The following is a 23,896-nucleotide window of genomic DNA, read 5'->3' as shown; positions in this document are numbered from 1 at the left end:
ACCAGAAGCTCGGCAGCGCGTATGCCCGCCGGACCGGCCCCGACAATCACCGTTGCCTTCCGGTCATTCGCCACCGTCATGGCCAATCTCCCGGTGCCTGGGTCGTCAGGGACATGCCGTTACCGACGAGGGTCGAACAGGCGCGCAGGCGGGCTCCATCATGCTGCCAGACCCAGCAGTCCTGGCAGGCGCCCATCAGGCAGAAGCCGGCCCGCCCTTCCGGCCCGAATTCGGATGGCCGAAGAACCTGTGAGACTGTCAGCATCGCCGTCAGCACCGTGTCACCGGCCAGGGCTTCCCGTTCCATGCCGTTAAGCAGGAAGCGGACGGATGGCCGGTCCTGTTCGGCGAGACGGACGATGCGCCCCGTTTCTCCAGTCGGACGCGGCCCCTTGCTCATTCGGCCGCCTCCACTTCTTTGATTTGAAGACGAACCTCCGGCATTTCCGGGAACCGTGCGCGGACATCGGCAAAAGCCGCGACAACGCCCTCTTGTCCCGCACGTCCCTTCATTCGGCGGAAAATCTCCGTCTTGGTGAAGAAGCGCCAATGGATCGGAAGACAGGCGAGAATATCCGTGAGCAGGTTATAGGCCGCGGGTGTCCATTGCGCCTCGTAGCCTTCACGCTCCGCGCCGTAATGGAAATGGGCCGTTGGAACCGTGCGCGATGCCCTGAGACGGGATGTTTCGGCGTCGTCCACCTTGCCGTCGCGGATGATGACGCCGTAGTCGCGCTCGGCCACTTCCAAGGAAACATAGCCGCGCTCCACATCCTGCAGCACGCGCCAGGCCTCGCGCTCAAGCGGATTTCCGCGACCGCCGCCTCCAGCCGAGCGGATCTCAAGTACGTCTCCCGGCTGCAGCACGGCGGTATCGATGTTGCCGAGCCGGCGATAGTCCTCGCGACCGGGGTTCAATGCCATGTCTGAGAGCCCCGCCGCCTTGCCGCCGAGCAAACCCCAGGGGCGGAAGAAGCTGCGGTCGCGGTTGCGGACCGTGATACGACTTCCGGGCGAGAACACGCGGAACGCCATCTCGGTCGCAAGGCCCCCACGCCAACGGCCGGCACCACCGCTGTCTCTGGCAAGCCCATATTTGACAAACTCGATCGGCACTTCGGTTTCGGTGATTTCGATCGGCGTATTCTTCAGATAACCTGCATCGGCACCCGAACCGTTGGTCCCGTCACGATGTGGCATCCCGCCGCCACCGCCGACCACCGGGTTGACGGCGGCGATCACGCTGCGGCCGGTCCGTTCATCCGTGGTCATGACGTTGACGATGCAATTGTTGCCGGCCGGTGCAGCAGGCAACAGATCGGGAACTGCCTGGCTGAAGGCGCCGAAGATCACGGACCGGAGGCGCGCACAGGTAAGCGAACGCATGCCTACAGCCGCCGGCGATACCGGATTGAGAACGCTCCCCTGCGGCGCAATGCAGGTAAAGGGGCGGGTCAACCCGGTGTTGAGCAAGATCTTGGGGTTCAGCGTATAGAGAATGTAATAGACGCCGACCAGCAGCATGGTGTGGCGCGGATCTCCGCCCGAGGGAACGTTGAGCGACGAGCCGAGCTGCGGATCGGAGCCGGTAAAATCGAGGATCGCCTCATCGCCCCTGATCGTCAGCGTCAGCTTCAGCCGGCATGGATTGGCCTCGACGGAATCCTCGTCGGCATAGTCGACGAATTCCCACGTGCCATCCGGCATTGTCCGCAGGAGATCCCGCGCCTGTGCTTCGGCGTGATCGAGAAGCACATCCGCGCCTTCTAGAAAGACCTGCTTGCCGAATTTCTCGACCATGGCCAGGATCTTGCGCTCGCCGGTGTTCAGCGCACCGACCAGCGCCTTGATGTCGCCGATGTTGAGGTCTGGTTTACGGACATTCGTGGTCATGATTTTCAGGATGTCTTCGTCAAAGACACCTTCATTGACCAGCTTCATCGGCGGAAAGCGAATGCCTTCCTGATGGATCTCGGTTAACGCGCGCGACAGGGAGGCAGGCACGGCACCGCCCATGTCGGTATTGTGGATATGCCCGCCGGTCCAGGCGATGATCTCGCCGTCATAAAAAACCGGCTTCCAGAGATGCGTGTCCGGTGCGTGCGTGGCCACGAAACAGGAATAGGGATCATTGGTAAAGGCAACGTCGCCCGGCTTGTAGTCCCCGACCATTTCGATGGCCCGGGTATAGGTAAGCCCCGGATACCATGTCGCGCCAAGGCTCATCGGGACGCCGAAGGTTTCCCCTTTGCGATTGATCAGCATGACGGTGAAATCCTCCGTCTCCTTGACGAAGGCTGAGTGGGCCGTCCGCTGCAGCGTATAGGCCATGTTTTCGGCGGCAGCCCGGGTGTGATTGGCAAACACTTGAAGGTTCGAACGGTCGAACATGGGCCGTTACTCCGAAAAGGCGAGGTGAAGGTTCAGGTGGCGGTCGATCGTCACCTGCGTGCCGGCCGGAATGGCGAAGGTCGTATCGTCCTGGGCCACGACGGCGGGGCCGCTGAAGCGCCCGCCCGGATGCAATTGGTCCCGCCGGTATAGCCCGATCCATTCGAATGCCTTGCCGGTATAAACCGGTATTTCGCGTTCCGGCTCGGCCATGCCGGGAATCTCTTCGAGATCGATTGTCGTTTGCAGCATCGGTCCGGCGCCGATGGCGGACAGACGGAGATTGACGATCTCGATCCCGCCGTCCGGGTCGGCAAAATCATAGAGGCGGGCGTGCATGGCATGGAACGCCTCTTCCATCGCGGCGAGATTGCCTTCCGCTACCCAGGCCGCCTGCAGCGGAACCTCGATTTCAAAGCTTTGGCCGACGTAGCGCATGTCGGCGGAAATCCGCAATTCGGCAGGCCCTTCATGGCCTTGCTTGATGAGCCAGCCTCGCCCTTCATCCGACAGCGCCTCCAAGGAACCGCGCAGCAACGGCACGGCTGCCGGCGATAGATGCGTGAAGACCGTCTTGATGAAGTCGCCGCGCAGATCCGCGACCAGACCGCCGAGAGCCGACACCACGCCCGGACGCGGCGGTCCGATGACCTTGGCCATGCGGAATTCGCGAGCAAGGAACGCGCCCAGCATCGGGCCGCCACCGCCGAACGGCATGAGGGTAAACTCCCGCAGGTCGACCCCGGCCCGCGAGGCCAGCTTCTCCACCTCAACGAACATCTCCGAGATAGCGATATCGAGAATGGCCTGGGACACCTCTTCAACCGAGCGACCGATACGCTCGGCAAGCGTCGAGACGGCTACGCGCGCCAGCCCGACATCGACCTGCAACTGACCGTAGGCCATTTCGCTATGCCCCAGCCAGCCACAGACGGCCATGGCATCGGTCACGGTCGCTTGCGTGCCACCGCGGCCATAACAGGCGGGACCGGGTGTGGAGCCGGCCGATTCAGGCCCCACCCGCAAGACGCCATGGGCGTCGATGCTGGCAATGGAACCGCCGCCGACGCCTATGGAGCTGACGGAGACCGAGGGAATGTGAAGTGGAAACTCGCCGATCAGTTCGCCTGTCCCGAATTGCGGCTCGCCGTCGATGATCAACGCGAAGTCTGCCGAGGTGCCGCCGATGTCAAGGGTGAGGACATGTTTCTCACCGGCGAGACGCGCGAGCCAGGCAGCACCGATCACGCCCGAAGCCGTGCCGGAAAGCAGCATCTGGACGCAGGAACGCTTTCCTTCCGCCGCGTTCATCACGCCGCCGTTCGATTTCGTCAGCAGGGCCGGCGCCTTCACTCCGCGCGATGCGAGCTTGTCCTCAAGAGCCGTCAGGTAACCCGAAACCCGCGGATGGACGTAGCCGTTGAGGATCGCCGTCGTCGTCCGCTCATATTCGCGGATGACCGGCCACACCTCCGAGGATGTGAAAACGAAGAGATCGGGTGCGAGTTTTTCAATTTCGTTTTTGACGGCGGTTTCCTGGGCATGATCCCGCCAGGAATGCAGAAAGGATATGATAATGCCCGCCGCGCCCTTGGCTCTTGCGGCTGCCACCGCCGCGGCAACCGCTTTCATGTCCGGCGCCCGCGCTTCGCTGCCATCGGCCCGCAAGCGCGCGGGGATGCCGAAGATCATGTCGCGTGCGATGAGCTGTTCCGGCCGCGAGCAGAAAAGAGAATAGACGTCAGGCATTTTCAGCCGGGCGAGCTCGATGACATCTTCGAACCCGGCATTCGTCAGGAGCGCGAGCGACACGCCGCGCCTCTGAATGACGGTGTTGATGCCGACCGTGGTACCGTGAACGAAGCGACTGATTGCCTCCGGCTGCAACCCCTCACGCTCGGCAAGCAGGGAAAGTCCGGTCATCAACTCCGCACCCGGATTATCGGGCGTCGTCAGCACTTTCAACGACGCAACGCGACCGGAGCGGCTTTCCAGCGCGCAGAAATCGATGAAGGTGCCGCCGATATCGACGCCGATCTTCCAGTCCTGCTGCGAAACCTCTACTGCTTGTCTTGCCGCATCCGCCATATCCGTTCCTTTCCTTTGCCTGTCCCGAAACTGGCATGGACGGGTCGGCAAGGTCCAAGAGCGAAAACGCCAAATGTCATAAGCCGGACTTATGCTCTGACGACCGGCAAAACCCATAGGCCGGACTTATGGGCATTGCGTAATCCCGACTTTGACAGCGCCGAGCCGGGTCGGACAGGATGGGGACTGTTTCAGCCTCTGGAGATCCTCAATGGATGCTATCGTGCTGGGCGGCGGGCTCATGGGAGCTGCCTCCGCCTTTTTTCTCGCCCGGCGCGGCATCCGCGTGACGCTTATCGAACGCAATCGGGTCGGGAGCGGCGCGACGATAGCGTCATTCGGCAACGTCAGACGAAGCGGCCGGTATATTCCGCAATTGCCGCTCGCCCATCGCTCGCTTGCCCTGTGGCGAAAGGCTGAGGCTATGCTCGGTCGCGATGTGGAATTTCGCGCAACCGGCCACCTGCGGCTGGTGTTCAGGCAGGAAGGGCTTGCGGCGATGCGGTCCTTCGTCAAGGAGGCTCGGCCATGGGGACTGGAGCTGGAAGAGCTGACCACGAAGGAAGTACGGTCGCGTTTTCCCGGTCTCGGCCCCGATGCGATCGCAGCATCCTTTTCCCCGAACGATGGAAGCGGCAACCCGCGTCTCATTGCACCGGCCTTCGCAGACGCCGCCCGAAAATTGGGTGCCGACATCGTCGAAAATGTCGAGATCGGGACCGTCAGGACAAGTGAGTACGGATTTCAAGTCGAAACGTCGAAAGGCTTGTACGAAGCCTCGATGCTGCTCAACGCGACGGGCGCCTGGGGTGCGCGCGTTGCAAGCCTGTTCGGAGAGACGGTTCCGATTACTGCGAGGGGTCCGCAAATGGGCGTGACCGAACCTCTCCCCCATCGCATTCTGCCGGTCGTCGGCGTCTGGGCACATGATCACGGCGGCGGATACCTGCGGCAGGTGGAACGAGGCAACATCGTCTTCGGCGGCGGCGCCGAGCGCACCGACGTGTCGCTCGATACCGGATACGCCAAGGCGGACCCTACTCGCTTGCCGGGCCAGCTTCGTTCGCTGCTGCCGATCTTGCCGGCGCTGAAAAACGTTGCGGTGATACGCACCTGGTCGGGTTGCGAGGGCTATGTCGAGGACGGCCTTCCGGTGATGGGACGGTCATCGACGACACCGGGGCTCTTCCACGCATTCGGCTTTTCCGGCCATGGTTTCCAACTCGGACCCGGCGTCGGCGACGTCATGGCGGAAATCATGGCGACAGGGAAAACGGATATTTCGCTGCAAGACTTCCGCATCGAGCGCTTCGCAAAGCCGAATTGACTTTCAGGCCGATTTGCCAATCACAGCGCGATCTACCGCTTAGCGTTTTCAGATACCGTAAAAACACCAAACATTGGCGAATTTTCGCGCGATTTGAGTGTGCATAGCCTCTGCCGTCATCATATCTTGATGCGCCAAATTGTTGTATTTTAATATCAATGGAAACGGCGCAACTCTCCTACTTCATCCTCGCATGCCAATTCAAGAACCATGCTGAGGCTGCGGCAAGTTCAGAAATTTCACCATCGGCCATCAGTGAGAACATCGATTCACTGGAGCGCGAGTTGGGAATCGCCCTGTTCGAGCGAGGCCCCAACGGACATTTTCCGACGGAGGCGGCCCGCTGGCTTTATCAATCGGTCGAGCCACTGCTCCAAGCAGTGGAGGCGGCTGAACAGATCCTCCGGGCTAGGCCCTTCGACTTCATAAAGCGGCTTGAGATCACTTCACCGCTGCAGTTTATGGCGGGTCGGCTGTCGCGCGCGGCAAGCCTCGCAATCCGCTCCATTCGGGAAAGCAATCCCGATATCATCGCCACCACGCGCTTCATGCTCGGGAGGGCACCTTACGTCCATGCGCTGGAATGGAACGCCAGCGAGCATGTGCAGCACGGTCCCGCTGGCGCGCTGAACGAATGTACCCGCATCACCGTGGACTATGCACAGGATGAGGAAGCGCGGGACAGCATCGTGCTGTTCCGGGACGAGTGGATCTCGATTGGCGGCGGCGGCAACCGTCAAGCCGACATGAACGGCGTGGTGAGTTTTGCGGCATTGCGGGAGATGTCACTATTCTTGCCGCCGCTGGGCGACACGCAGCTTCGTCACGTGCGCGCCTACTGTGCGAAACACGAACTTCCGGACCCCATCGTCATCGAGGAGGATGTCGGAACCTTTGCCCGGCTTTCCCGGGAGCTCGCACCCTTTCATCTCCTCGCCCCGCAAAGTCTCGTCATGGCAAGCGTTTCCCGTCTCAACCTCCCCTATGCCAGGTTGCCGATCGACCTGGTAAGTCCGGTTGTCGCGCGTTTTTCTGCCGATGAACCTGCTGCACTCGCCTATGTCGAAGAGCTCCGGAAGGCGCTGCAACTCGCCAACACGGTCGTTCACTACAAGCCTCGCATCACCCTGAAACAGATCCGCTATTTTCTGGCGATTTCCGAACAATTGAGTGTCACCAGGGCGGCCAAACGCCTCAACGTCGCCCAACCCGCCCTTTCCAACCAGCTCCGCAAACTGGAAGCCACTGTCGGGCGAGACCTGTTTACTCGCCAAAGGACCGGTCTTCAGCCGAACGAACACACCAACACGCTAATCTCTCTTTTGGCACCGGCGGCAGAGGCCTGTAATGGCATCGCCGCCAATGCCGCGCATTATGCAACGGCGCGGCGAGAACGGTTGGCCATCGGCGTGATACCCCTCGTCCATCCCGAAGGCGCCCTGGCTCGCGCTATCGCTGCCGCGGTGGAGGAGTGGTCGGGCCATTATCCGAAGGTGAAGCTGAAGATCTTGGAGGGCTCCGCCGAGATGCTGCGACAGCGCGTGGACGCTGGCGAGATCGGCTTCGCGCTGGTCGAGGCGCAAGTTTCCCGCTCGTGGCAGGACGAACTGGCAACCGAGGATCAACTCGGGGTCGTGTCAAATCCGGCGAGACCCATCCTTCCACCAGGCGAGGTCCCGCTGCGCAATGCGCTGAAGCTACCGCTGGCGCTTCCAGGCGATGATTTTGGACTTAGGCAAGTCCTTGACAAGGCAGCAGCCGAACTGGGCGGGCACCTTGCACCGCAGATGGAGGTCAACTCCCTGACGGCGTTGCTGGCGATGGTCCGGCGCATGCGCCTTGTGACGATCTTGCCGCAATCCTCGGTCCAGAATTTCGTGGAGACAGGCGCGCTTCAGTTCAACCCCATCTCTGAACCGGCCATTCGGCGCCGCCTGTCTATTCTCTTCTCGCCCGAGCGGGTATTGACCGAGATGGAGCGATCTCTGATCAATGCCTTGAAGCATCAACTGCCCTTGATGGGTCTGTGCAGGCAAACGTCCCTGCCGCGAACGATCCATCCGTCAGAATGATGCGACAAGCCTTGCGCTATTTGCGAACATCCGCAGATGGCTCCTTCCAGCGCTTGAACCGGCCGCTGTCGAGATCGAAAAGGTCAAGCGCGCGGCCAACGGAATGATCGACAATTTCGTCGATGGTCGCAGGCTTTGGATAGAAAGCCGGGACAGGTGGCATGATGATGGCTCCGATCTCCGTCACCGTCACCATATTTCTTAAATGGCCGAGATGCAGCGGCGTCTCGCGCAGCATCATGACCAACCGCCGCCGTTCCTTGAGGACGACATCGGCGGCGCGCGAGACAAGCGTTCCACACGCACCCGAGGCGATTTCACCCAGCGTCTTGGTGGTGCACGGGGCGATGATCATTCCACGCGTCCGAAAGGATCCGCTGGAAATCGGCGCCGCCACATCATCATTGCCGTGAACGTAATCGGCCAAGGCATGAACGTCCTTCAGCTTCAGATCGGTTTCGTGGGCTAGAGCGACAATGGCCGACCTGGACATGACGAGATGGGTTTCCAGGCCTAGTTCACGCAGCGTTTCGAGCAATCGTATGCCATAGATGTGGCCGGATGCTCCGGTAATGGCAACAATGAAGCGTTCTTTGGACAAGGAAAACTCCCGGATCAGTTCGACGGATCAGTAAAGGTGCAGCTCTTTTCGAATGCGCTCGAAGACATCCTGGGGCGGCCTTACGAATTCGGAACGACCGCCGGCATCACCGTCGCCGGGCCGGGTCGTGGCGATCATGCCGATCTTGGTGACGACGAGGTTCTCATGCAGGGGATCGCAGCGGTCGGCCCGAACGCCGGGCAGAACAAGCAGATCCTCGTGCCCGCGGAAGCGCGCTGCAAGCGACCATTCGACTTGCCGGGGGTCCTCCGGATCGACGTCATCCTCCACCACGATTACAAGCTTGAGAAGATTGACGAGCCCCATTGCCAGCATGACTGCGCGCTTACCCTCGCCAAGCCGCGGCTGGTGCATCGTGATGATTGCATGCAGCCGCCCCATCCCTCCATCCGTCACAAACACGCGATGAACAGCCGGAATCGATCGCTGCAGATCGCGCGTCAGTGTCGCACCGATGGCTACGGCGCCCAGCAAGCAGTGCTCCGGCGCATAGCCGGGCAGGATGGCCTGATAGATGGCGTCCGATCGATGCGTGACACAGTCGATCTCGACGGCAATTCCGGGACCATAGTAGACATAGAAGCCGGGAAATTCGGACACGGCTCCCTCTTCGATAAGATCGGCCGGCCGCAGACGCCCTTCGAGAACGATTTCCGCATGCGCAGGAACTTCCAAGTCGACCGTCTTGCATTTCACGAGTTCAACGGGCTCGCCGAGCAGTCCTCCAACAATATCGAATTCGTCATCGCCGAGGCCGACATACATCTGCGAGCCCAGTAGCACGGCTGCATGGTTGCCGATCGCGACTGCGATTTCGAGATCATGCCCTCTCTGATGGGCCTTCTCCGCGATCCGCGCCAGATGGTGGTTCTTTGCGATCCCGGCCATCAGCCGGCAACCGCCTTCCAGTCTCAGCCGCGCGATCGAGACATTGCGCCGGCCCGTTTCCGGATCCTTGGCGACGATGACCCCTGCCGTGATATAGGGCGCAGCCTCCCGCTCGAACCAATGCGGCACCGGCAGAAGGCGACCGATGTCCAGCGGCTGGGAATGTACGATCTGCTGAACCGGTCCGTCGTCGACCATTCTGGGCGCAATGGGCCGCTCCAGCGCGGACAGACACAGAGAATCCAGCTGCTCCCTCGGAATGCCAAGGGCCGTAGCGAACCGCCTCCTGTCATTATAGAGATTACCGACAATAGGCATGGCGCTGTCGTTCACCTGCATAAACAATTGCGCCGGACCACGCTCCCGCAGCGAAAGGATGGAGGCGATCTCGAAGCGGGTATCGACACGCCGATCGACGCGATGCAGGTCACCGCTGTTTTCCAATGCGGCCAGAAAGCCGCGCATGCTTTGGTCGGTCACTGCTGTATTCCTTAAATCGAGAGCCCGGTTGGCGAACGATGTCGAGTGTCTTGTCGAGCCGCGTGATTGCTTTCAGCATTGCCGAGGCTCCCGCTGCAATTGCGTCGGGTTCAGCCCATTCGTCCGGTGTATGGCTACGCCCGTCGCGGCACAGTACGAAGATCATCGCGCTCGGAGCAAAGGTCGCGATGAAGGCCGCATCGTGACCGGCGCCGGATGCCATGTCGAGGGTCGAATAGGCAAGTTTTCCACCAACTATCGGGCCTTCCGCGCAAAACGTAAAACGACTTTCGGCGAAGTCAGTCATATCGAACAGCGAAGCGCCGTGCGGAGACCATCGCCAGGAATAGCGGATGCCAGGGCGAGAGGGATCGTGCGCGGCGAATAGCGCCATAGCAAGCGGCGAAGGCGCCTGTCGCCGCTTGACGCCCCCGGTGAGCGATGAACAATTCGCGCTCAAGCACCACGCAATTCCCGCCTACCCCAAGGAACGAACATGACAGTCACTTTGACGAAAAGGGCAGATATCAATCTCCAGTCCGTTCTTCGCGTCGCCTGGCAGGGGGAGAATGTGAAGATCTCCGACGCGGCCATCGCCGAGATTGCCCGTTGCCGTGAAGCATTCCTGCTGCTGATCGACAATGATCCGACGGTCATGATCTACGGTGTCACGACGGCGATGGGAGAGCTGGCAAGCACGCGTCTTTCCCGGGAGGAGCGCGAGCGCCACGCCCGGATCAAGGCGTTTGCGGCCGCGACATCCTTCGGCGATCCCTATCCCGAACGTGTCATCAGGGCGATGGTGTTTGCCCGTCTTGCGAATTTCATCGAGGGCAACGCTGCGACCACCCCACGCATCGCGCTGGCGGTCGCCGACATGCTCGATGGCGCTCCGTTGCCGACGGTCGCATCGTCCGGCCAAGGCGGCGCCGGAGAAATTCTTGCGCTCTATCCACTGTTTGCCGAGCTAACAGCCCGCTTCGACCTCGAAGTCAAGGAAAGAGGATCGCTCATCAACGGCTCGCCCTGCGCGGCGGCCCTTCTGGCGGATGCTGCCCTGGCAGCGCGGCGGCGTCTTCATCTTGTGGAACAGGTCTTCGCCCTGTCGATCGAGGCGTTCCGCGCGCCTATGGAGCATTATGACGCCGCGCTAGAGCAGCTCTGGGGCGACGAACATGAAGCAGCCGCCCTTCGCGCATTGCGCACGCTTCTCGCGGGCGCCGGCACCGATCGCCGCAACTATCAGGCTCCGGTGAGCTATCGCATCGTGCCTCGCGTGCTGGGCCATGCCCATCGCGCCGTCTCCGCCGCCGAGCGCGCGGCGAATCTGTCGCTTGCCTCGGCCTCGGACAACCCGGTCTACATTCCGCCCGACGCGGAGCATCCGCTCGGCCGGTGCATCAGCACGGGCGGCTATCATAACGCGATGGCCGCGCCGGCGCTGGATGATCTTGCCGCCATCTGGGCCGACATCTGCCTCCTGTGTGACCGCCATGGTTCCAAGCTCCTGAACGGCGCGGTGTCGCATCTGCCCGACATGCTGATGGTCGGCCGTCATCCGAGCGACAGCGATGGCCACGGCAGTCTCGGCTACGTGCCGATGGCGACAACCGGATATCTCGAACAGGCGAAGCTCGCTGCACAGCGGACCTTCATACCCGGCACGGAATCGGCAGGATCAGGTCAGGACGATGTCGCCGCCACCGCCTTCCTGGCCTGGGCCAAGGAAGAACGAGCGGGCCGCTGCCTGGACGCCTGCCTGGCGAGCCTTGCCGTGATCGCTTCGCAGGCACTCCACGTTACCGGCCGTCAGGCGCCGGCTGCATTGCGTGATTTCGTTTCGGAGGTGCGCGGCGTCGTGCCTCCGGTCGATGACGATCGCGTTCTCGGGCCGGAGTTGTCGCGCCTGGCAACACTGTTCACCTCGAAGGCTTTCACACCCTGACGCCCCCTGCGTGTTCGCACAGTCATCCTCAACATGCGTTCAGCGTCTGCTCGTGCCCGATCTGGCTGATCATGGACGGCGAAAGGATGCCCCTATGTGACGATCCGGCAATCTGTCACCTTCACCAAAAAGCTTTCTCCGAAGCGAGCCCTGTTCATAAGCGGTTTTGTAGAGACCGCGCTCCTGAAGCGCCGGCACCACAATGTCGATAAAGTCCTCGAAGCTCTCCGGCACGACCGTGCGGGTAAGATTGAACCCATCGATTTCGCCTTCATCCATCCATGACGAAAGCTCTTCGGCAACCTCCGTGGCATCGCCGACGACGACCGGGTAACGCCCACCCATGGCGAGCTCCTGCAACAGCTGTCGCTTTGTCCAGCCGCGTTGTTGAGCGATCTGCGTTGCCGATTGGCTGGCATTGGATTTGCCATAGATGATGGCTTCATCGAGATCGTACCTGGAAAAATCGATGCCCGTGCTGGCCGAAAAATGAGCAAGCCCTGCCTCCGGATTGGCGTACCGAAGATACTCTGCGTGCTTGTCTCGTGCCGCCGAGACGGAGCGGTCGGTTATGACGGTGATGCCAAGAAAGATCTTTATGTCTTCCGGCCTTCGGCCCGCCGCGACCACTGCCTCGCGCAACGAACGGGAGGCCGCGCGGGCTGAGTTCTTGTCGGGGGCTGCGATGAAGACGCATTCTGCATGGCGCGCTGCAAACTGCTTCCCACGGCCAGACGTTCCGGCCTGATAAAGAACCGGCGTGCGCTGGGGCGACGGTTCGGCCAGGTGATAGGCCTGCGAGCGGTAGAACGGCCCTTGATGGTCGATCACGTGCACCTTTGCCAAATCGGCATAGATGCGCCTTTCCTTATCGATCAGGACCGCGTCGTCCTCCCAGCTTCCCTCCCAGAGCTTGTAGAGCAGGTCGAGATAATCATCCGCGCGATCATAGCGGCTGTCATGCTCGATCTGGTTGTCAAGACCCAGCCCCCGCGCCGCGCTGTCGAGATAGCCCGTCACGATGTTCCAGCCGACGCGGCCATCGGTCAGATGATCCAGGGTCGAGATCCGTCTGGCGAAAATATACGGCGCGTCAGCACTGGCATTGACGGTGATACCAAATCCAAGGTGCCGGGTTACGGCCGCCATCGCGGAGACGAGCAGGAGAGGATCGTTGACCGGCAACTGAATGGATTCACGAAGCGTCAAATCGGCGGAGCCCTGATAGACGTCGTAGACGCCCAAAATGTCGGCAAGAAAGATACCGTCGAACAGCCCGCGTTCCAGCGTGGCGGCAAGCGAGGTCCAATAGTCGAGCGTCTTGTAGCGATGCGACTGATCCCTGGGATGCGCCCATAGTCCGTGATTGATGTGCCCGACGCTGTTCATGTTGAAGGCGTTGAGCAATATCTGTTTTTTCCTGGTCGCCATCTTCAGTTATTCCGATTTCAGATCGCGCCGTGGCGCGGTGGCCGTTTGCCATTGAGATAATAGTTGCCGATGGCCTGATATTTCCAGCGCACCGGGTCATGCAGCGTATGGGTGCGGGCATTACGCCAATAGCGATCGAAGTTGTCATCCGAAAGCGTCGATGAGGTGCCCGACAGCTCGAACAGCTTGTTGGCGGCAAGCAGGCTTGCCTTGGTCGTCAATATCTTCGCTTCCGCAACGGCGATCGAGGCGCGGGCAACGCTGTCCTCGGTCATATCAGCACGAGCCGCATCCGTTGCCTCTGCAGCTCGCTTCAGCAAGCCTTCCGCGGCCCGCAGCCGAAGCCAGACATTCCCGACGTTTTGCAGCGTCAGGGGATCTTCCGAGGCACGTTCGACCTTGGAGTCCAGCCAGGGCCGAGCCCGTTCGCGGATAAACCGCAACATTTCCCGATAGGCACCCTGCCCTATACCAAGATCGATGGCCGCATGCATGATTTGAGCGACGGGACCGATCGTCGTCGGGCGTTCGAAGGAAGACTGAAAGGGGACGATCCATTCCGGCTCGATCTCCACGTGATCGAATTCGACCGAGCCACTTCCGGTAACCCGCTGCCCGAAGCCGTCCCAATCGTCAATGACAGTTACGCCGGGCGCATGTCGCGGAACGAAGGCGAGATAAGTGACGTCCCTTGTGTCCTCCTCGGTAACGACAAGGGTCGGAATCCAGTGCGCGTAAATGGCGCCTGTGCAGTAAAATTTTTGCCCGTGAACTATCCACTTTCCCCGCTCGCGCAAAAGCCGGGTACGCCGCTTGAAATCGCGCTGGCCGATTTCCGCCAGCGCGTTGCCGAAACGCTCGCCCGCCAGCACGCGCTCAAAAAAGAAGCGTTGCTGTTCGACTGAAGCCCCGACGCGCAAGACTTCAAGCGCGTAAAAGTGGTTTTGAGGAATCTGCGATAGCGATCCATCCGCAGCACCGATAATGGCGATCACCTGAGCCAACGTGTGCGTCGACACGCCTGCACCGCCGAATTCGCGCGGCACGGTAATGCCCCACAAACCAGTTTCGCTGAAACGCTCCAGTTCACGCCATGGCAGGATGCGATCCCTGTCCCGTTCGGTGCTACCGGCGGCAAATTCTGCCGCCAGGACGGTTGCGACCGCAATCGCCTGCTCGTCGTCGGAGATGAGATCGGGCCGCCGCAGCGGCGGCAGTGCGGGATCGACAGGGGCGCGCAAGTCGGTATCAGTCACGGTTTTTCTCGCTAGTTCCATTGATGGCGGGCCGGGAATATGCCGTTGAGCTGATAATTGCCGAGCAGATGATATTTCCAGCGGACGGGATCGTGAAGCGTATGCACCCGCGCATTTCGCCAATGCCGATCCAGATTGTGGGCACCTCGCGTCGCCGCGGACCCCGCGACATCGAAAAGCGTTTCAGCCGCCTTCAACGCGACTTCCGTCGTCAATATCTTGGCTTCGGCAACCGCAACGGAAGCTCTGGCGCTCTCCGCCTCGCTGACAGGCGCCTTTGCCACCTCGTCTATAACGGCACCCGCTTCGTAAAGAAGTGCTTGCGCCGCGTGCAAGTCCGCATGGAGATCGCCAATTTCATGCAGGATCGTCGGATCCTCGCTGGCCGACTGCAGGCCCGAATCCATCCAAGGTCTTGCGTGATCGCGGACAAAGGTCACGGCATCGGCAATCGCAGCCGCCGCTATGCCAGAATCGATCGCCGCCTGAATGAGCTGCGAGATGGGACCAGAGACACCGGGCCTGTCCGCATAGGACCAGACCGGGAAAACCAAAGCTTCGTCCACAGGCACGTAAGTAAACTCTACCGAACCGCTAGCCGTCGTGCGCTGGCCGAAGGAAGACCAATCGTCGATGACGCGCACGCCCGGCGCGTCATAAGCAGCCCAGACCTGGACCGCACGCCCCTCATCGTCGACGGCGCGCGTCGGAATCCAATGAGCGAAGATGGCACCGGTGGAATAGAAGCGCCGCCCGGTCAATCTTAATCCATCTGCTCCGCGCGCCAGGCGAGTTGAGCTGTGGTTGACCGCCTTCTGGCCACGCTCCGGTCCGGCGTTGCCGATGCGATAACCGGCAAGGATATCGCCGTAGATACGGGCTTTCTGCTGTGGCGATCCCACATCGCGCAAGAGCGCCAGCACGCCGAACTGATTCTGCGGAATCTGACCGAGTGCAGGGTCGGCTGCGCAAAGGATTTCGAAGACCTTGGCAAGCGTTACGCAGGAGACGTCGGCGCCTCCGTATTCCTTCGGCACAGTGATGCCGCCGAGGCCGCTTGCGGTATATTCCTCCACCTCATCCCAAGGAAGGCGACGAACGCGGTCCCTTTCTGCAGCACCTGCTGCAAAACGAGCTGCAAGGCTATCGGCAATCTCCAGCGCCTCGGTATCCGAGCGGATCAGATGTGGAGTACGCGGTGGCAACGGGCGCTTGATTGCGCTTTCTTCTTTCGAGCCGGAGGCAGCCGGCGCGGCATCAGGTTCAGTCATGGAGCTACTCCGGATATTGTCGCTGATATTAGCGCGCTCGCAGGCGCCGCACGGCATGGTCGCCCGCGAACTGCACCAAACAGACCATGGCAATAAGCACGGCAATGACCACCGCCATGACGGTAGTATCGAAGCGCTGATAGCCATAGCGGATCGCCATATCTCCGAGACCGCCGGCGCCGACCGCGCCTGCCATGGCCGAGGCGCCGATCATGCTGACGATGGTGATGGTGAAGCCGCCGACGATGCCCGGAAGCGCTTCAGGCAGAAGCACATGGCGCACGATGTGCCAGCGGCGGCAGCCAATCGCCTGGGCAGCTTCGATCAACCCAGCATCGACCTCGCGAAGGCTGACTTCGGCAATACGTGCAAAAAACGGTGTCGCGCTGATGGAAAGCGGCACGACGGCGGCCCACACACCGATCGTCGTTCCAGTGAGCAGTCGAGTCAATGGCAGCAACGCCACCAAAAGAACGATGAACGGCGTGGCGCGAAAACCGTTGATGATTGCGGCGAGAATGCCATGCAACCGCGGTGCATGAATGAGACCGCCAGACGCTGAAAGCACCAGGAAGACGGCAAGAGGAATGCCGGCGATAAATGCGATGAGAGCGGAAGCACCGACCATCGCAATCGTATCGAGAAACGCCTGCCACAAGCGTTCATACATCATGGTCGACATAACCCAATACCCTGACTTGATGAGCAAGATCGGCAAATTGCGAGGGGACCATCGGATTGCTCCCCGTCCGGCGTACTGCAATCAACAGTCGGCCGTGAACGCGACCCTCAATGCGATCGAGCGAGCTCTGCAGCAACCGCACGGAAGCACCGGTTGCGCTGGCTATCCGGGAAAGGTCGGGTTCCAAGCCACCCTCACCCGTATAGACCAGTTCCCAGATAGCCTGCGATTGCTCGTTGCGCGGCGAAGATCGCAGATGCCTGGCTATATCCTCCGGAATTTCGCGGTTGAGGGGTCGCAAGAGCGCCTGCGTGGCAGAATGCTGCGGATTGCCGAAAATGCGCCAGACCGGCCCGGCTTCGGCAATCTCGCCCTGATCGAGAACAAGCACGTGGTCGCAGATCTCACGGATGACGCTCATTTCATGGGTGATGAGAATGATGGTCAGCTTGAGACGGCGATTGATGTCCTTGAGTAACCCGAGGATGGAAAGCGTCGTCTCCGGGTCGAGCGCCGATGTCGCCTCGTCGCAAAGGAGGATTTCCGGCCTATGAACAAGTGCGCGAGCAATGCCCACGCGTTGCTTCTGACCACCGGAAAGGCGCGATGGATAGGCGCTCTCCTTGCCCTCCAAACCCACCAGCGACAGGACTTCGGCCACTCTTTCTTCGATCTGTCGGCGCGGCACGCCGGCAACGATCAATGGCAAAGCAACATTGCCCCAGACAGTCTTGGCTGAGAGAAGATTGAAGTGCTGGAAAATCATGCCGATGCGTCGTCGCAATGCGACCAGCGCATCCTCATCGAGCACCGAAATGTCTTGTCCGTCGACCAGGACCTTTCCGCCGGTTGGCTTTTCCAGGCGGTTTATAGTCCGCAGCAAGCTGGATTTTCCGGCCCCGCTTCGCCCGATGATACCGTAGATCCCACCCGCCGGCACATCGAGATTGATGTTCTTGAGGGCATGGACCGGACCAGCCGCCGACGAATAGATCTTCTCGACACCGTCAAAAGCTACCGACCCTACCGGAGAGCCTGACAGCGGCTGACTGACAGCGGCGGCGTGCTGCAAGGTGCCGCCGCTCGCCGCCGTCTTGTGTTCCGGATCCTGCCTTGTCCGCTCGATCAATTCAGCCATGGGAGCGTATAAAGCTTCTGATCATTGGCGAATGCTTTGCTGATTGCGGCTCGTACGGCCGGCGAATTCTGATAAAGCGCCACGAGCTCCTTAATCCCGGCATCATTTACCTTTTGCTTTTGTACTGCAAAAATGATGGCAAATTGCTTGTCGTCCACACCGGAATAGATAAGGCCCGAGCTCGGATCGAAAGCCTTGGATGCGACGATGAAGTGCGGATAGCCCTGGGCCAGGTCGACATCGCCGGTCACGCGCGCAAGCTGCGGACCCTCGACCTCGTTGAAGGTCAGCTTCTTGGGATTGTCGATGATATCGTCAAGCGTGCCCTTGAAGCCCACACCGTCCTTGAGCTTGATGAGCCCGGCCTTTTGCAGCAGGAGCAGTCCGCGACCCTGATTGACGGGATCATTGGCGATCGCAACCTTTCCGTTTTGCGGCACATCGGCAAAATTCTTGTACTTCAAGGAATAGATACCGATATTGGCGAGAACGCCGATACCCGCACTGACAAAATCATAGCCCCGTTCTTTGATCGCATTGTTCAGGAACGGCTGATGCTGGAAATAGTTGACATCGATATCGCCGGATTGAAGCGCGATGTTTGGCGTCGTCCAGTCGCTGAATTCGACAACTTGGATATCCAAGCCCTTGGCCTTTGCCTCGGGGATCACCGCCTCGATGGAGTCGGCATAAACGCCCGGCACAACGCCCACTTTGATTGTCTCAGCCTGTGCGACCCCAGTCGCTGCAAGTAGAATTGCGGAAAAAAGACCTGCAATATGAATTCTCATGTCATCCTCTCGGGTTTAATGACACGGAAGATAAAGACCACAAATTTTATAGGCAAAGACGGAAATACCCACCAACGAGCCTATATGGAATATTTTTTCTCCAGTCCGTCCGATTTGCCATGATGTCTCTCAAAACTGCTTAGGCAAAAGCCGCAATCCTTCTTCTCCGCCCTATTGCGTCGGAAGCGGGAAAAGGTGGGCTAGCCTGTCGGCATCGGCAAGGCGGGCGACATCGCTTCCCGGCTTCGCGATCGCTTCTGGGCCATGATGGATGAGACGTTTCCGCATCGACGATGACGCGCTCGCCGTTATGTCCTGTGACCCCTACGGGTTGGCGGTCACCTAACGATGTTCGACAAAAGCAACGCTGGCATCGCTGACGATGGCGACATGCGAATAGGCTGCCTGTCTGGCCGCCTGGGCATCTGCGCGCATGATTGCGGTGACGATTATGTCGTGCTCATCGAAGGACTTGGCAAGGCGTCCGGGAAGGCGGAATCGTCAGGCAGTCTGCCATCGAAGATCAGGAGCAGAGACCTCGGATCGGCGATATGCCTAGTCTCCTATATCAAGGTGATTAAGTCCTTCAATCCGGAAATCGCCTCAACCTTCGCCTGCGTAAATCCGCTCGTCGGCTTTGCAATGGGGTGGACATTGCTGGGAGAGCTTCCGGAAACGACGGCTTGCCTTGGCATGGCGCTCATCCTATTCGGTGTTTTCCTTGTCCTTGCACGGCCTTCGAAGCGCTCCGCAGCTTATGCGAGCCGATCCATCAATACCGCCCGATCGAAGGCTGTGCCAATTCACGATGCCCGTTCTTGGGCCGAATTCTCCTGTAAACGGTGGCCTTGAACGGATTGGAACCCGCGACCTCGGTCATTCAACGCCTTCAGTGACGGCGATACGACATTGCGGCATCTCAGTCGTCGCCCGGTTCATCTTCCGTGATCTTTTTCAACAGGAACAGTAGCGCGACCCGTTCGGCAGGGTTAAGCCGTCCCATCGTCTTTTCGCTGATGATATGCGCGTTCGGATACATGGAGCGCAGGACCGCTTCACCCTTCGCCAGCAGCGAGATGATAACCTTGCGGCCATCGGCAGCATCCTTGGAGAGATTGATGAGACCACGCGCCTTGAGGCGCTCCACGATGCCGCGAATAGTTGCCTGATCGACCGAGGTTGCCTTCACCAGCTCGGCCTGCGAACTCGGGCCACGGTCGTGCAGCGTACAAAGGGTGACAAACTGCACGGAGGTCAGGTCGGGATCGCTAGCATTTTCCTGGAAAATCGCAAGATGCCGCTGATAGGCCTTGCGCAACAGATGTCCCACCTGCTCGGTCACCTGATAGCCCGCCCGCGGGTCCGCTTCCCCGATGTCGCTATTTTCTGCCATGCTCGCGTCGTCCGCTCCTATTGACGCTTCTAATCCTCCAAAATCCAACAAATCGCAAGCGGGCCGAACCGCAGCGTGACATGGAGGAGAGGCGGACGAACAATCGCTTCCTGAGAGAAGCCCCGTGAACGGCATAGGGCCGACCACGGGGACTGCCACTCTATTCGAGAGCCATGTTTCTGGATTCAGCATTGATGAAGGCTACGCTGACTGCCGCAAGCAACAGAAGACCGGAGATGACACCGAGCGCCAGACCAAAATTCGAGGTCATGACCGGCGCGACAATCGACGGCGCCAGAAGCCCCCCGAAACGCGCGACGGACCCGGACAAGCCCATACCGCTGGCGCGAAGCGTGGTCGGATAGATTTCCGGCGTGAAGGCGTAGATCGCGCCCCAGGTGCCGAGCAGCGCAAAGCTGAGCAGCAGCGTTGCGGAGATGACGATCTCGACCGACTGACCCAGCCCATAACCCAATGTGCCGATGGCGCTCAGGATCAGGAAACCGATCAGCGTCGGCTTACGGCCCCATTTCTCGACGCCATAGGCCGCCAGCGCATAACCCGGAAGCTGGGCGATCGCCAGCACGAGGAGGAACAACTGACCGCGCATGAAGCCGAAGCCTTCTCCTGCCAGCCGCACCGGCAGGTAGACAAACACGCCATAGTAGGAAACCGAGATCAGCATCCACGCCAGCATCAGGAAGATGGTCCGACGCCGAAGCTCCGGCGACAGCAGCGCGGCAATCGACTTGCGCTGTGGCGCCTGCGGCGTCAGCGGCGCGATCTCGACGACGTTGCCGTTGGTGGCGGCGACACGCTGAAGAACCTTGCGTGCCTCTTCCGATTTTCCCTGTTGGTTGAGATAGAGTGGTGACTCCGGCACGTAAAAGCGCAGGACAACACCGACAAGCGCCGGCAGACCAGTCACGAAGAAGATCGTGCGCCAGGGCTCTCCGCCCTGCGAACCGGCGACCAGTGCGAGAAGCGCCAGTGCCACAGTTCCCACAGCCCAGAAGCCTTCGAGCAGCACGAGCCAGCGACCGCGTCGGTCTGACGGAAGAAACTCGGCCATCATGGCATAGTCAACCGGAAGCGTTCCACCCACACCGAGACCTGTCAGGAAGCGCGCGACGAGCAACCAGTGCGGATCAGGAGCAAAGGCCGATGCCACACCGCAGATCGCATCGAGAATGATTGCGATGAACAACACCGGCCGACGGCCGATCCGGTCGGCAAGGCGACCAAAAGTGAACGCGCCGACGAGCATGCCGAGAAAGAAAAACGTACCGGTCTGGAGCGCCTGTGGGACGGTGATGCCGAAGCTTGCGGCGATTGAAGGTGCGGTGAAGCCGATTGCTAGCACCTGCATGGCATCAGCGGCCCAGACAAGCCCGAAAATGATGAACAAACGCTTCTGGAAGCTGCCGACGCCGGCCGCCCTGAGACCCTGTTCCACGGTGATTGGAGTTTGCATGTTACCCCTCGTTCCTTTTTATTTGGGATTACAGTCGAAGCGGTGATCTTCGCCACCTTGGCGCCAGTGAATTGACGCACGAACTCATCCGTTCCGGTCGCGCGACCGGAACGTTGGGATTGACCGAATATGCCGGAAGCCCGGCGCTTCTATCAGTCGAACTTTGCCTGCATTTCCTTCACGGCGATTTTGCCATTGAGTACCATCGGCTCGTCATCCAGGAACAGTGAACAACCGCGCATCGGAATATCCAGATGGCAGGCAGTGTCGTTCGGGCCGCCGAGCTCGTTGTTCGGACCGGTGGAGAACATGACGTTGCCGTAGAAGGAGCGCGCTTCCATGCCCATGCCGCCCGGGAATTCTCCCGGCACCATGCGATGCCACTTGGCGTTCTGGTTCAGACCCCAGCCGACATGGCTCATGCCCATGCCGCGCGGATCGTTGAAGCCTTCCATATACGATTTGACCAGATCGGCATCGAGCCCGCCTCTGATGTCGGTGATCCAGCCCTTTTCGATCGTGTAGGTGATCGGGTCGCGGACGTAGATGTTCTGCGGCAGCAGGATATCGCCCGGTGCAACGACGATTGTGCCATCGACGCCATCGTCGTCACCGCCGGTGAAGACGAAGCCGGACGGCCAGTGGTCCCAGCGACCGGGCTCGTCGGTGCATGCATATTCGGTGATGGCAGGATAGGTGTTGAGCTTATAGGTGACGTCGGTGCCGTGTGGCGAGGTGATCCGCATGACCTTCGCCTTGGAGAGCAGGTCGCCAGCGAACTCGACGCGCTCGCGCAGTTCCTTCGTCGGCAGCATGCGGGCGAGAACTTCCGGCGGTTCGACAGCGGTCAGGATGCGCGTTCCGGCGGCCTGGATCGCCATCTGCTCCGGGCTGAAGAGCAAGAAGATGCAGTCGATCAGCATATCGGCGGCCTTGAGGGCCTCAACCGCTTCCGGCATGGAGGCAAGGCCCGTTTGGCCGACCGCCCATGCACCTGCCGGCGGCACTGGCGGCAAACGCATGTGATACATCTTGGCGCCGAGACGCATGCCCGCGGCCATGAAGGCGTCCGCATAGTCCAGACGCTCGTTACCCTGTGTCAGGACGATAAGTTTTTCGCCCTCGTGGACGCCCGACATCTTCAGCTGATGCAGGCAGATTTCCGTGAAGCTGAATTGATCCATGCTCGTTCCCCTTGTTGGTTGAAGGCTCAGGTGCGCTTGCGGTTACGGATTATTGGGCTTGACCTTGGCGATTTCGGCAATCGCCTCCTCCCTCGAAACGACGTCGCCATACTTGCTATCGATGTCGAAGAGGTTGGCATTGTGCGGGTCCGGATGGCGGTCGCCGACGCAATCACGCACGACAATGGCCCGAAACCCGTGCTGCACGGCATCGACCGCGCTGGCGCGGATGCAGCCGCTCGTCGAGCATCCTGCCATGATGACGGTATCAATGCCCTGCGCATGCAGGTGGGAAGCAAGGCTGGTGCCGAAAAAGGCGCTGGCATATTGCTTGACGATGACAAGCTCGCCGGCCGCCGGCTCTACGCCCTCGCAGAATTCGGCTAGCGCATTGCCTTCGACCATGGCCTTCATGACTGGCGACTTCTTGACCCACATGCCGCCATCGGCGCAGTTTTCCGCAAGATAGAGAATGCGTGTGTGGATCACGGGGATGCCTGAAGCCCGGGCGGAGGCGATCAGCGCCGGTGTTTGTGCCACCGCTTCGACGACGCCGGGTGCATAGAGCGGCGCTCCTTCGATCGTGTATGCCTTGAGAAAATCGATAACGACGAGCGCTGGCCGCTGGCCGAAGCCGATGCGGTTGCCCCAGACACCCTGATAATTGGCTTCGGCGGTTTGCATTGTCGTCTCCCTTAGTAGGCGCCGGACAGGAGCGCGCCGGCACCCGGCACAACGGCTTCCAGCCCGAGCGATTTCAGCATGCAATAGGTCGTGGCGACAGCGGCGGTCAGCACCGGCTTGCCGGTCATGGCTTCGACCTTCGCGATAACAGGCAGCGAAGGCATCTGGACGCAGGCCGAAAGGACGATCACATCGACATCCGTTAGATCTAGCGTTTGGACGATGGCCGGAAGATTTTCCGGGTCGTGCCGGGCGACATCGAGATTGTCCGGGATTTCCAGCGCGCGCCAGTCCATGACCTCGAAGCCCTCTTCGCGGATATAATCGACCACGAGCTCCGTGAGCGGCTTCATATAGGGCGCAACGACGGCAATCTTCCGTGCATTCATCACCTTTAGGCCCTCGATTAGGGCACCGGCGCTGGTAACGACTGGAATGTTCGCGCCGTTTTCCTGTGTGCGCCCCGTCAGGCGCTTTTCCGACTGGCGGTGATAACCGAGACCCATGGCCATGATGGCAACAAGGCAGGCATAACCCAGCACATCGACGCGCGCATCCGAAAGCTCGACGGCGCAGCGGTCCGATTCCGCATCCATCGCCGCCAGCTCTTCCTTGACGACCTTCTTCATCCGCATGCGGCTTGAATGGAACGTGAAGCGCTCGGGCCGGATGGACTGGCGGGCGGTCAGCATGGCCGGAATTTCGGTTTCCATCGTGGTGTTGGAACTCGGAACGATTTGGCCGATACGGTAATATTTCTGCACGGATGAAATCCTCTG

21 protein-coding genes and 1 pseudogene are annotated in these 23,896 nt (G+C 60.4%); 4 read left to right on the top strand and 18 right to left on the bottom strand.

Annotated features, from left to right (window positions below):
* Positions 1-76: 76 nt before the first annotated feature.
* The 3 genes from AC13QE_RS18765 to AC13QE_RS18755 are packed head-to-tail and all read right to left on the bottom strand — an operon-like array spanning position 77 to position 4,479.
* On the bottom strand, positions 77-400 hold the full coding sequence (locus AC13QE_RS18765) for a (2Fe-2S)-binding protein (protein WP_488484820.1): 324 nt from the start codon (positions 398-400) through the stop codon (positions 77-79).
* The gene (locus tag AC13QE_RS18760; protein WP_488484819.1) at positions 397-2,391 is read right to left on the bottom strand and encodes a hydantoinase B/oxoprolinase family protein; all 1,995 of its coding nucleotides are present in this window, start codon (positions 2,389-2,391) and stop codon (positions 397-399) included. The genes AC13QE_RS18765 and AC13QE_RS18760 overlap by 4 nt, the downstream gene beginning before the upstream one ends.
* A gap of 6 nt (positions 2,392-2,397) precedes the next feature.
* The gene (locus AC13QE_RS18755; RefSeq protein WP_488484818.1) at positions 2,398-4,479 is read right to left on the bottom strand and encodes a hydantoinase/oxoprolinase family protein; all 2,082 of its coding nucleotides are present in this window, start codon (positions 4,477-4,479) and stop codon (positions 2,398-2,400) included.
* Positions 4,480-4,690: 211 nt separating this feature from the next.
* On the opposite strand from AC13QE_RS18755, the gene AC13QE_RS18750 reads away from it, so the two are divergent.
* Entirely contained in the window at positions 4,691-5,806 is a 1,116-nt protein-coding gene (locus AC13QE_RS18750; RefSeq protein WP_488484817.1) for an NAD(P)/FAD-dependent oxidoreductase, read from the top strand.
* A gap of 158 nt (positions 5,807-5,964) precedes the next feature.
* Positions 5,965-7,878, top strand: a complete 1,914-nt coding sequence (locus AC13QE_RS18745) for a LysR family transcriptional regulator (RefSeq protein WP_488484816.1) — start codon at positions 5,965-5,967, stop codon at positions 7,876-7,878.
* A 16-nt stretch (positions 7,879-7,894) separates the two neighbouring features.
* Here AC13QE_RS18745 and AC13QE_RS18740 read toward each other — a convergent pair whose 3' ends face one another.
* From AC13QE_RS18740 to AC13QE_RS18730, 3 genes are read right to left on the bottom strand one after another with little or no spacing between them, the layout of a single operon-like run.
* Positions 7,895-8,479: a UbiX family flavin prenyltransferase gene (locus AC13QE_RS18740; protein WP_488484815.1), complete on the bottom strand. Its 585-nt coding sequence runs from the start codon at positions 8,477-8,479 to the stop codon at positions 7,895-7,897.
* A gap of 27 nt (positions 8,480-8,506) precedes the next feature.
* The gene (locus tag AC13QE_RS18735; RefSeq protein ID WP_488484814.1) at positions 8,507-9,868 is read right to left on the bottom strand and encodes a UbiD family decarboxylase; all 1,362 of its coding nucleotides are present in this window, start codon (positions 9,866-9,868) and stop codon (positions 8,507-8,509) included.
* Positions 9,816-10,328, bottom strand: a complete 513-nt coding sequence (locus AC13QE_RS18730; protein ID WP_488484813.1) for a M20/M25/M40 family metallo-hydrolase — start codon at positions 10,326-10,328, stop codon at positions 9,816-9,818. Before AC13QE_RS18730 ends, AC13QE_RS18735 begins: the two co-directional genes overlap by 53 nt.
* 36 nt (positions 10,329-10,364) lie before the next feature.
* Between AC13QE_RS18730 and AC13QE_RS18725 the strand changes: the two genes are divergently transcribed.
* The gene (locus AC13QE_RS18725; RefSeq protein WP_488484812.1) at positions 10,365-11,813 is read left to right on the top strand and encodes an aromatic amino acid lyase; all 1,449 of its coding nucleotides are present in this window, start codon (positions 10,365-10,367) and stop codon (positions 11,811-11,813) included.
* A gap of 69 nt (positions 11,814-11,882) precedes the next feature.
* On the opposite strand, the gene AC13QE_RS18720 is transcribed toward AC13QE_RS18725, so the two are convergent.
* From AC13QE_RS18720 to AC13QE_RS18690, 7 genes and pseudogenes are all read right to left on the bottom strand, one after another.
* Positions 11,883-13,244 carry an LLM class flavin-dependent oxidoreductase gene (locus AC13QE_RS18720; protein WP_488484811.1) on the bottom strand — a complete coding sequence of 454 codons (1,362 nt, stop codon included), beginning with the start codon at positions 13,242-13,244 and terminating at the stop codon, positions 11,883-11,885.
* A 17-nt stretch (positions 13,245-13,261) separates the two neighbouring features.
* Complete coding sequence (locus tag AC13QE_RS18715; protein WP_488484810.1) at positions 13,262-14,521, bottom strand: SfnB family sulfur acquisition oxidoreductase; 1,260 nt, start codon at positions 14,519-14,521, stop codon at positions 13,262-13,264.
* Complete coding sequence (locus AC13QE_RS18710) at positions 14,512-15,771, bottom strand: SfnB family sulfur acquisition oxidoreductase (RefSeq protein WP_488484809.1); 1,260 nt, start codon at positions 15,769-15,771, stop codon at positions 14,512-14,514. The genes AC13QE_RS18715 and AC13QE_RS18710 overlap by 10 nt, the downstream gene beginning before the upstream one ends.
* Positions 15,772-15,799: 28 nt before the next feature.
* The gene (locus tag AC13QE_RS18705; protein ID WP_488484808.1) at positions 15,800-16,453 is read right to left on the bottom strand and encodes a methionine ABC transporter permease; all 654 of its coding nucleotides are present in this window, start codon (positions 16,451-16,453) and stop codon (positions 15,800-15,802) included.
* Complete coding sequence (locus tag AC13QE_RS18700; protein ID WP_488484807.1) at positions 16,434-17,591, bottom strand: methionine ABC transporter ATP-binding protein; 1,158 nt, start codon at positions 17,589-17,591, stop codon at positions 16,434-16,436. Before AC13QE_RS18700 ends, AC13QE_RS18705 begins: the two co-directional genes overlap by 20 nt.
* Entirely contained in the window at positions 17,579-18,382 is an 804-nt protein-coding gene (locus AC13QE_RS18695) for a MetQ/NlpA family ABC transporter substrate-binding protein (RefSeq protein ID WP_488484806.1), read from the bottom strand. Before AC13QE_RS18695 ends, AC13QE_RS18700 begins: the two co-directional genes overlap by 13 nt.
* Before the next feature lie 342 nt (positions 18,383-18,724).
* Positions 18,725-18,883: pseudogene (locus AC13QE_RS18690) on the bottom strand (FCD domain-containing protein); the annotation flags it as partial.
* On the opposite strand from AC13QE_RS18690, the gene AC13QE_RS18685 reads away from it, so the two are divergent.
* On the top strand, positions 18,839-19,234 hold the full coding sequence (locus AC13QE_RS18685; RefSeq protein ID WP_488484829.1) for an EamA family transporter: 396 nt from the start codon (positions 18,839-18,841) through the stop codon (positions 19,232-19,234). The pseudogene AC13QE_RS18690 and the gene AC13QE_RS18685 overlap by 45 nt on opposite strands.
* Positions 19,235-19,301: 67 nt before the next feature.
* Here AC13QE_RS18685 and AC13QE_RS18680 read toward each other — a convergent pair whose 3' ends face one another.
* From AC13QE_RS18680 to AC13QE_RS18660, 5 genes are all read right to left on the bottom strand, one after another.
* A complete protein-coding gene (locus AC13QE_RS18680) occupies positions 19,302-19,775 on the bottom strand; it encodes a MarR family transcriptional regulator (protein ID WP_132718860.1) in 474 nt (157 codons plus the stop codon).
* 160 nt (positions 19,776-19,935) lie between these two features.
* Positions 19,936-21,249 carry an MFS transporter gene (locus AC13QE_RS18675; RefSeq protein WP_488484805.1) on the bottom strand — a complete coding sequence of 438 codons (1,314 nt, stop codon included), beginning with the start codon at positions 21,247-21,249 and terminating at the stop codon, positions 19,936-19,938.
* Between the two features lie 152 nt (positions 21,250-21,401).
* Positions 21,402-22,433, bottom strand: a complete 1,032-nt coding sequence (locus tag AC13QE_RS18670) for a 2,5-dihydroxypyridine 5,6-dioxygenase NicX family protein (RefSeq protein ID WP_112336068.1) — start codon at positions 22,431-22,433, stop codon at positions 21,402-21,404.
* A gap of 42 nt (positions 22,434-22,475) precedes the next feature.
* Positions 22,476-23,117 carry an N-carbamoylsarcosine amidohydrolase gene (locus tag AC13QE_RS18665; RefSeq protein ID WP_488484804.1) on the bottom strand — a complete coding sequence of 214 codons (642 nt, stop codon included), beginning with the start codon at positions 23,115-23,117 and terminating at the stop codon, positions 22,476-22,478.
* An 11-nt stretch (positions 23,118-23,128) separates the two neighbouring features.
* Positions 23,129-23,881: a maleate cis-trans isomerase family protein gene (locus AC13QE_RS18660; RefSeq protein ID WP_041678490.1), complete on the bottom strand. Its 753-nt coding sequence runs from the start codon at positions 23,879-23,881 to the stop codon at positions 23,129-23,131.
* Positions 23,882-23,896: the final 15 nt, after the last annotated feature.

Source organism: Martinezella sp. CNPSo 3957 (assembly GCF_057784395.1).
The sequence above is the reverse complement of the archived record's forward strand: the minus strand, read 5'-3'. Positions and strand labels throughout refer to the sequence as shown.

Excerpts from the sequence above, each read along its gene's own strand:
- AC13QE_RS18760 (WP_488484819.1), bottom strand. The coding sequence starts at position 2,391 with ATGTTCGACCGTTCGAACCTTCAAGTGTTTGCCAATCACACCCGGGCT.
- AC13QE_RS18705 (WP_488484808.1), bottom strand. The coding sequence starts at position 16,453 with ATGTCGACCATGATGTATGAACGCTTGTGGCAGGCGTTTCTCGATACG.
- AC13QE_RS18755 (WP_488484818.1), bottom strand. The coding sequence starts at position 4,479 with ATGGCGGATGCGGCAAGACAAGCAGTAGAGGTTTCGCAGCAGGACTGG.
- AC13QE_RS18670 (WP_112336068.1), bottom strand. The coding sequence starts at position 22,433 with ATGGATCAATTCAGCTTCACGGAAATCTGCCTGCATCAGCTGAAGATG.
- AC13QE_RS18710 (WP_488484809.1), bottom strand. The coding sequence starts at position 15,771 with ATGACTGAACCTGATGCCGCGCCGGCTGCCTCCGGCTCGAAAGAAGAA.
- AC13QE_RS18745 (WP_488484816.1), top strand. The coding sequence starts at position 5,965 with ATGGAAACGGCGCAACTCTCCTACTTCATCCTCGCATGCCAATTCAAG.
- AC13QE_RS18695 (WP_488484806.1), bottom strand. The coding sequence starts at position 18,382 with ATGAGAATTCATATTGCAGGTCTTTTTTCCGCAATTCTACTTGCAGCG.
- AC13QE_RS18675 (WP_488484805.1), bottom strand. The coding sequence starts at position 21,249 with ATGCAAACTCCAATCACCGTGGAACAGGGTCTCAGGGCGGCCGGCGTC.
- AC13QE_RS18665 (WP_488484804.1), bottom strand. The coding sequence starts at position 23,117 with ATGCAAACCGCCGAAGCCAATTATCAGGGTGTCTGGGGCAACCGCATC.
- AC13QE_RS18715 (WP_488484810.1), bottom strand. The coding sequence starts at position 14,521 with ATGGAACTAGCGAGAAAAACCGTGACTGATACCGACTTGCGCGCCCCT.
- AC13QE_RS18765 (WP_488484820.1), bottom strand. The coding sequence starts at position 400 with ATGAGCAAGGGGCCGCGTCCGACTGGAGAAACGGGGCGCATCGTCCGT.
- AC13QE_RS18700 (WP_488484807.1), bottom strand. The coding sequence starts at position 17,591 with ATGGCTGAATTGATCGAGCGGACAAGGCAGGATCCGGAACACAAGACG.
- AC13QE_RS18750 (WP_488484817.1), top strand. The coding sequence starts at position 4,691 with ATGGATGCTATCGTGCTGGGCGGCGGGCTCATGGGAGCTGCCTCCGCC.
- AC13QE_RS18720 (WP_488484811.1), bottom strand. The coding sequence starts at position 13,244 with ATGGCGACCAGGAAAAAACAGATATTGCTCAACGCCTTCAACATGAAC.
- AC13QE_RS18680 (WP_132718860.1), bottom strand. The coding sequence starts at position 19,775 with ATGGCAGAAAATAGCGACATCGGGGAAGCGGACCCGCGGGCGGGCTAT.
- AC13QE_RS18725 (WP_488484812.1), top strand. The coding sequence starts at position 10,365 with ATGACAGTCACTTTGACGAAAAGGGCAGATATCAATCTCCAGTCCGTT.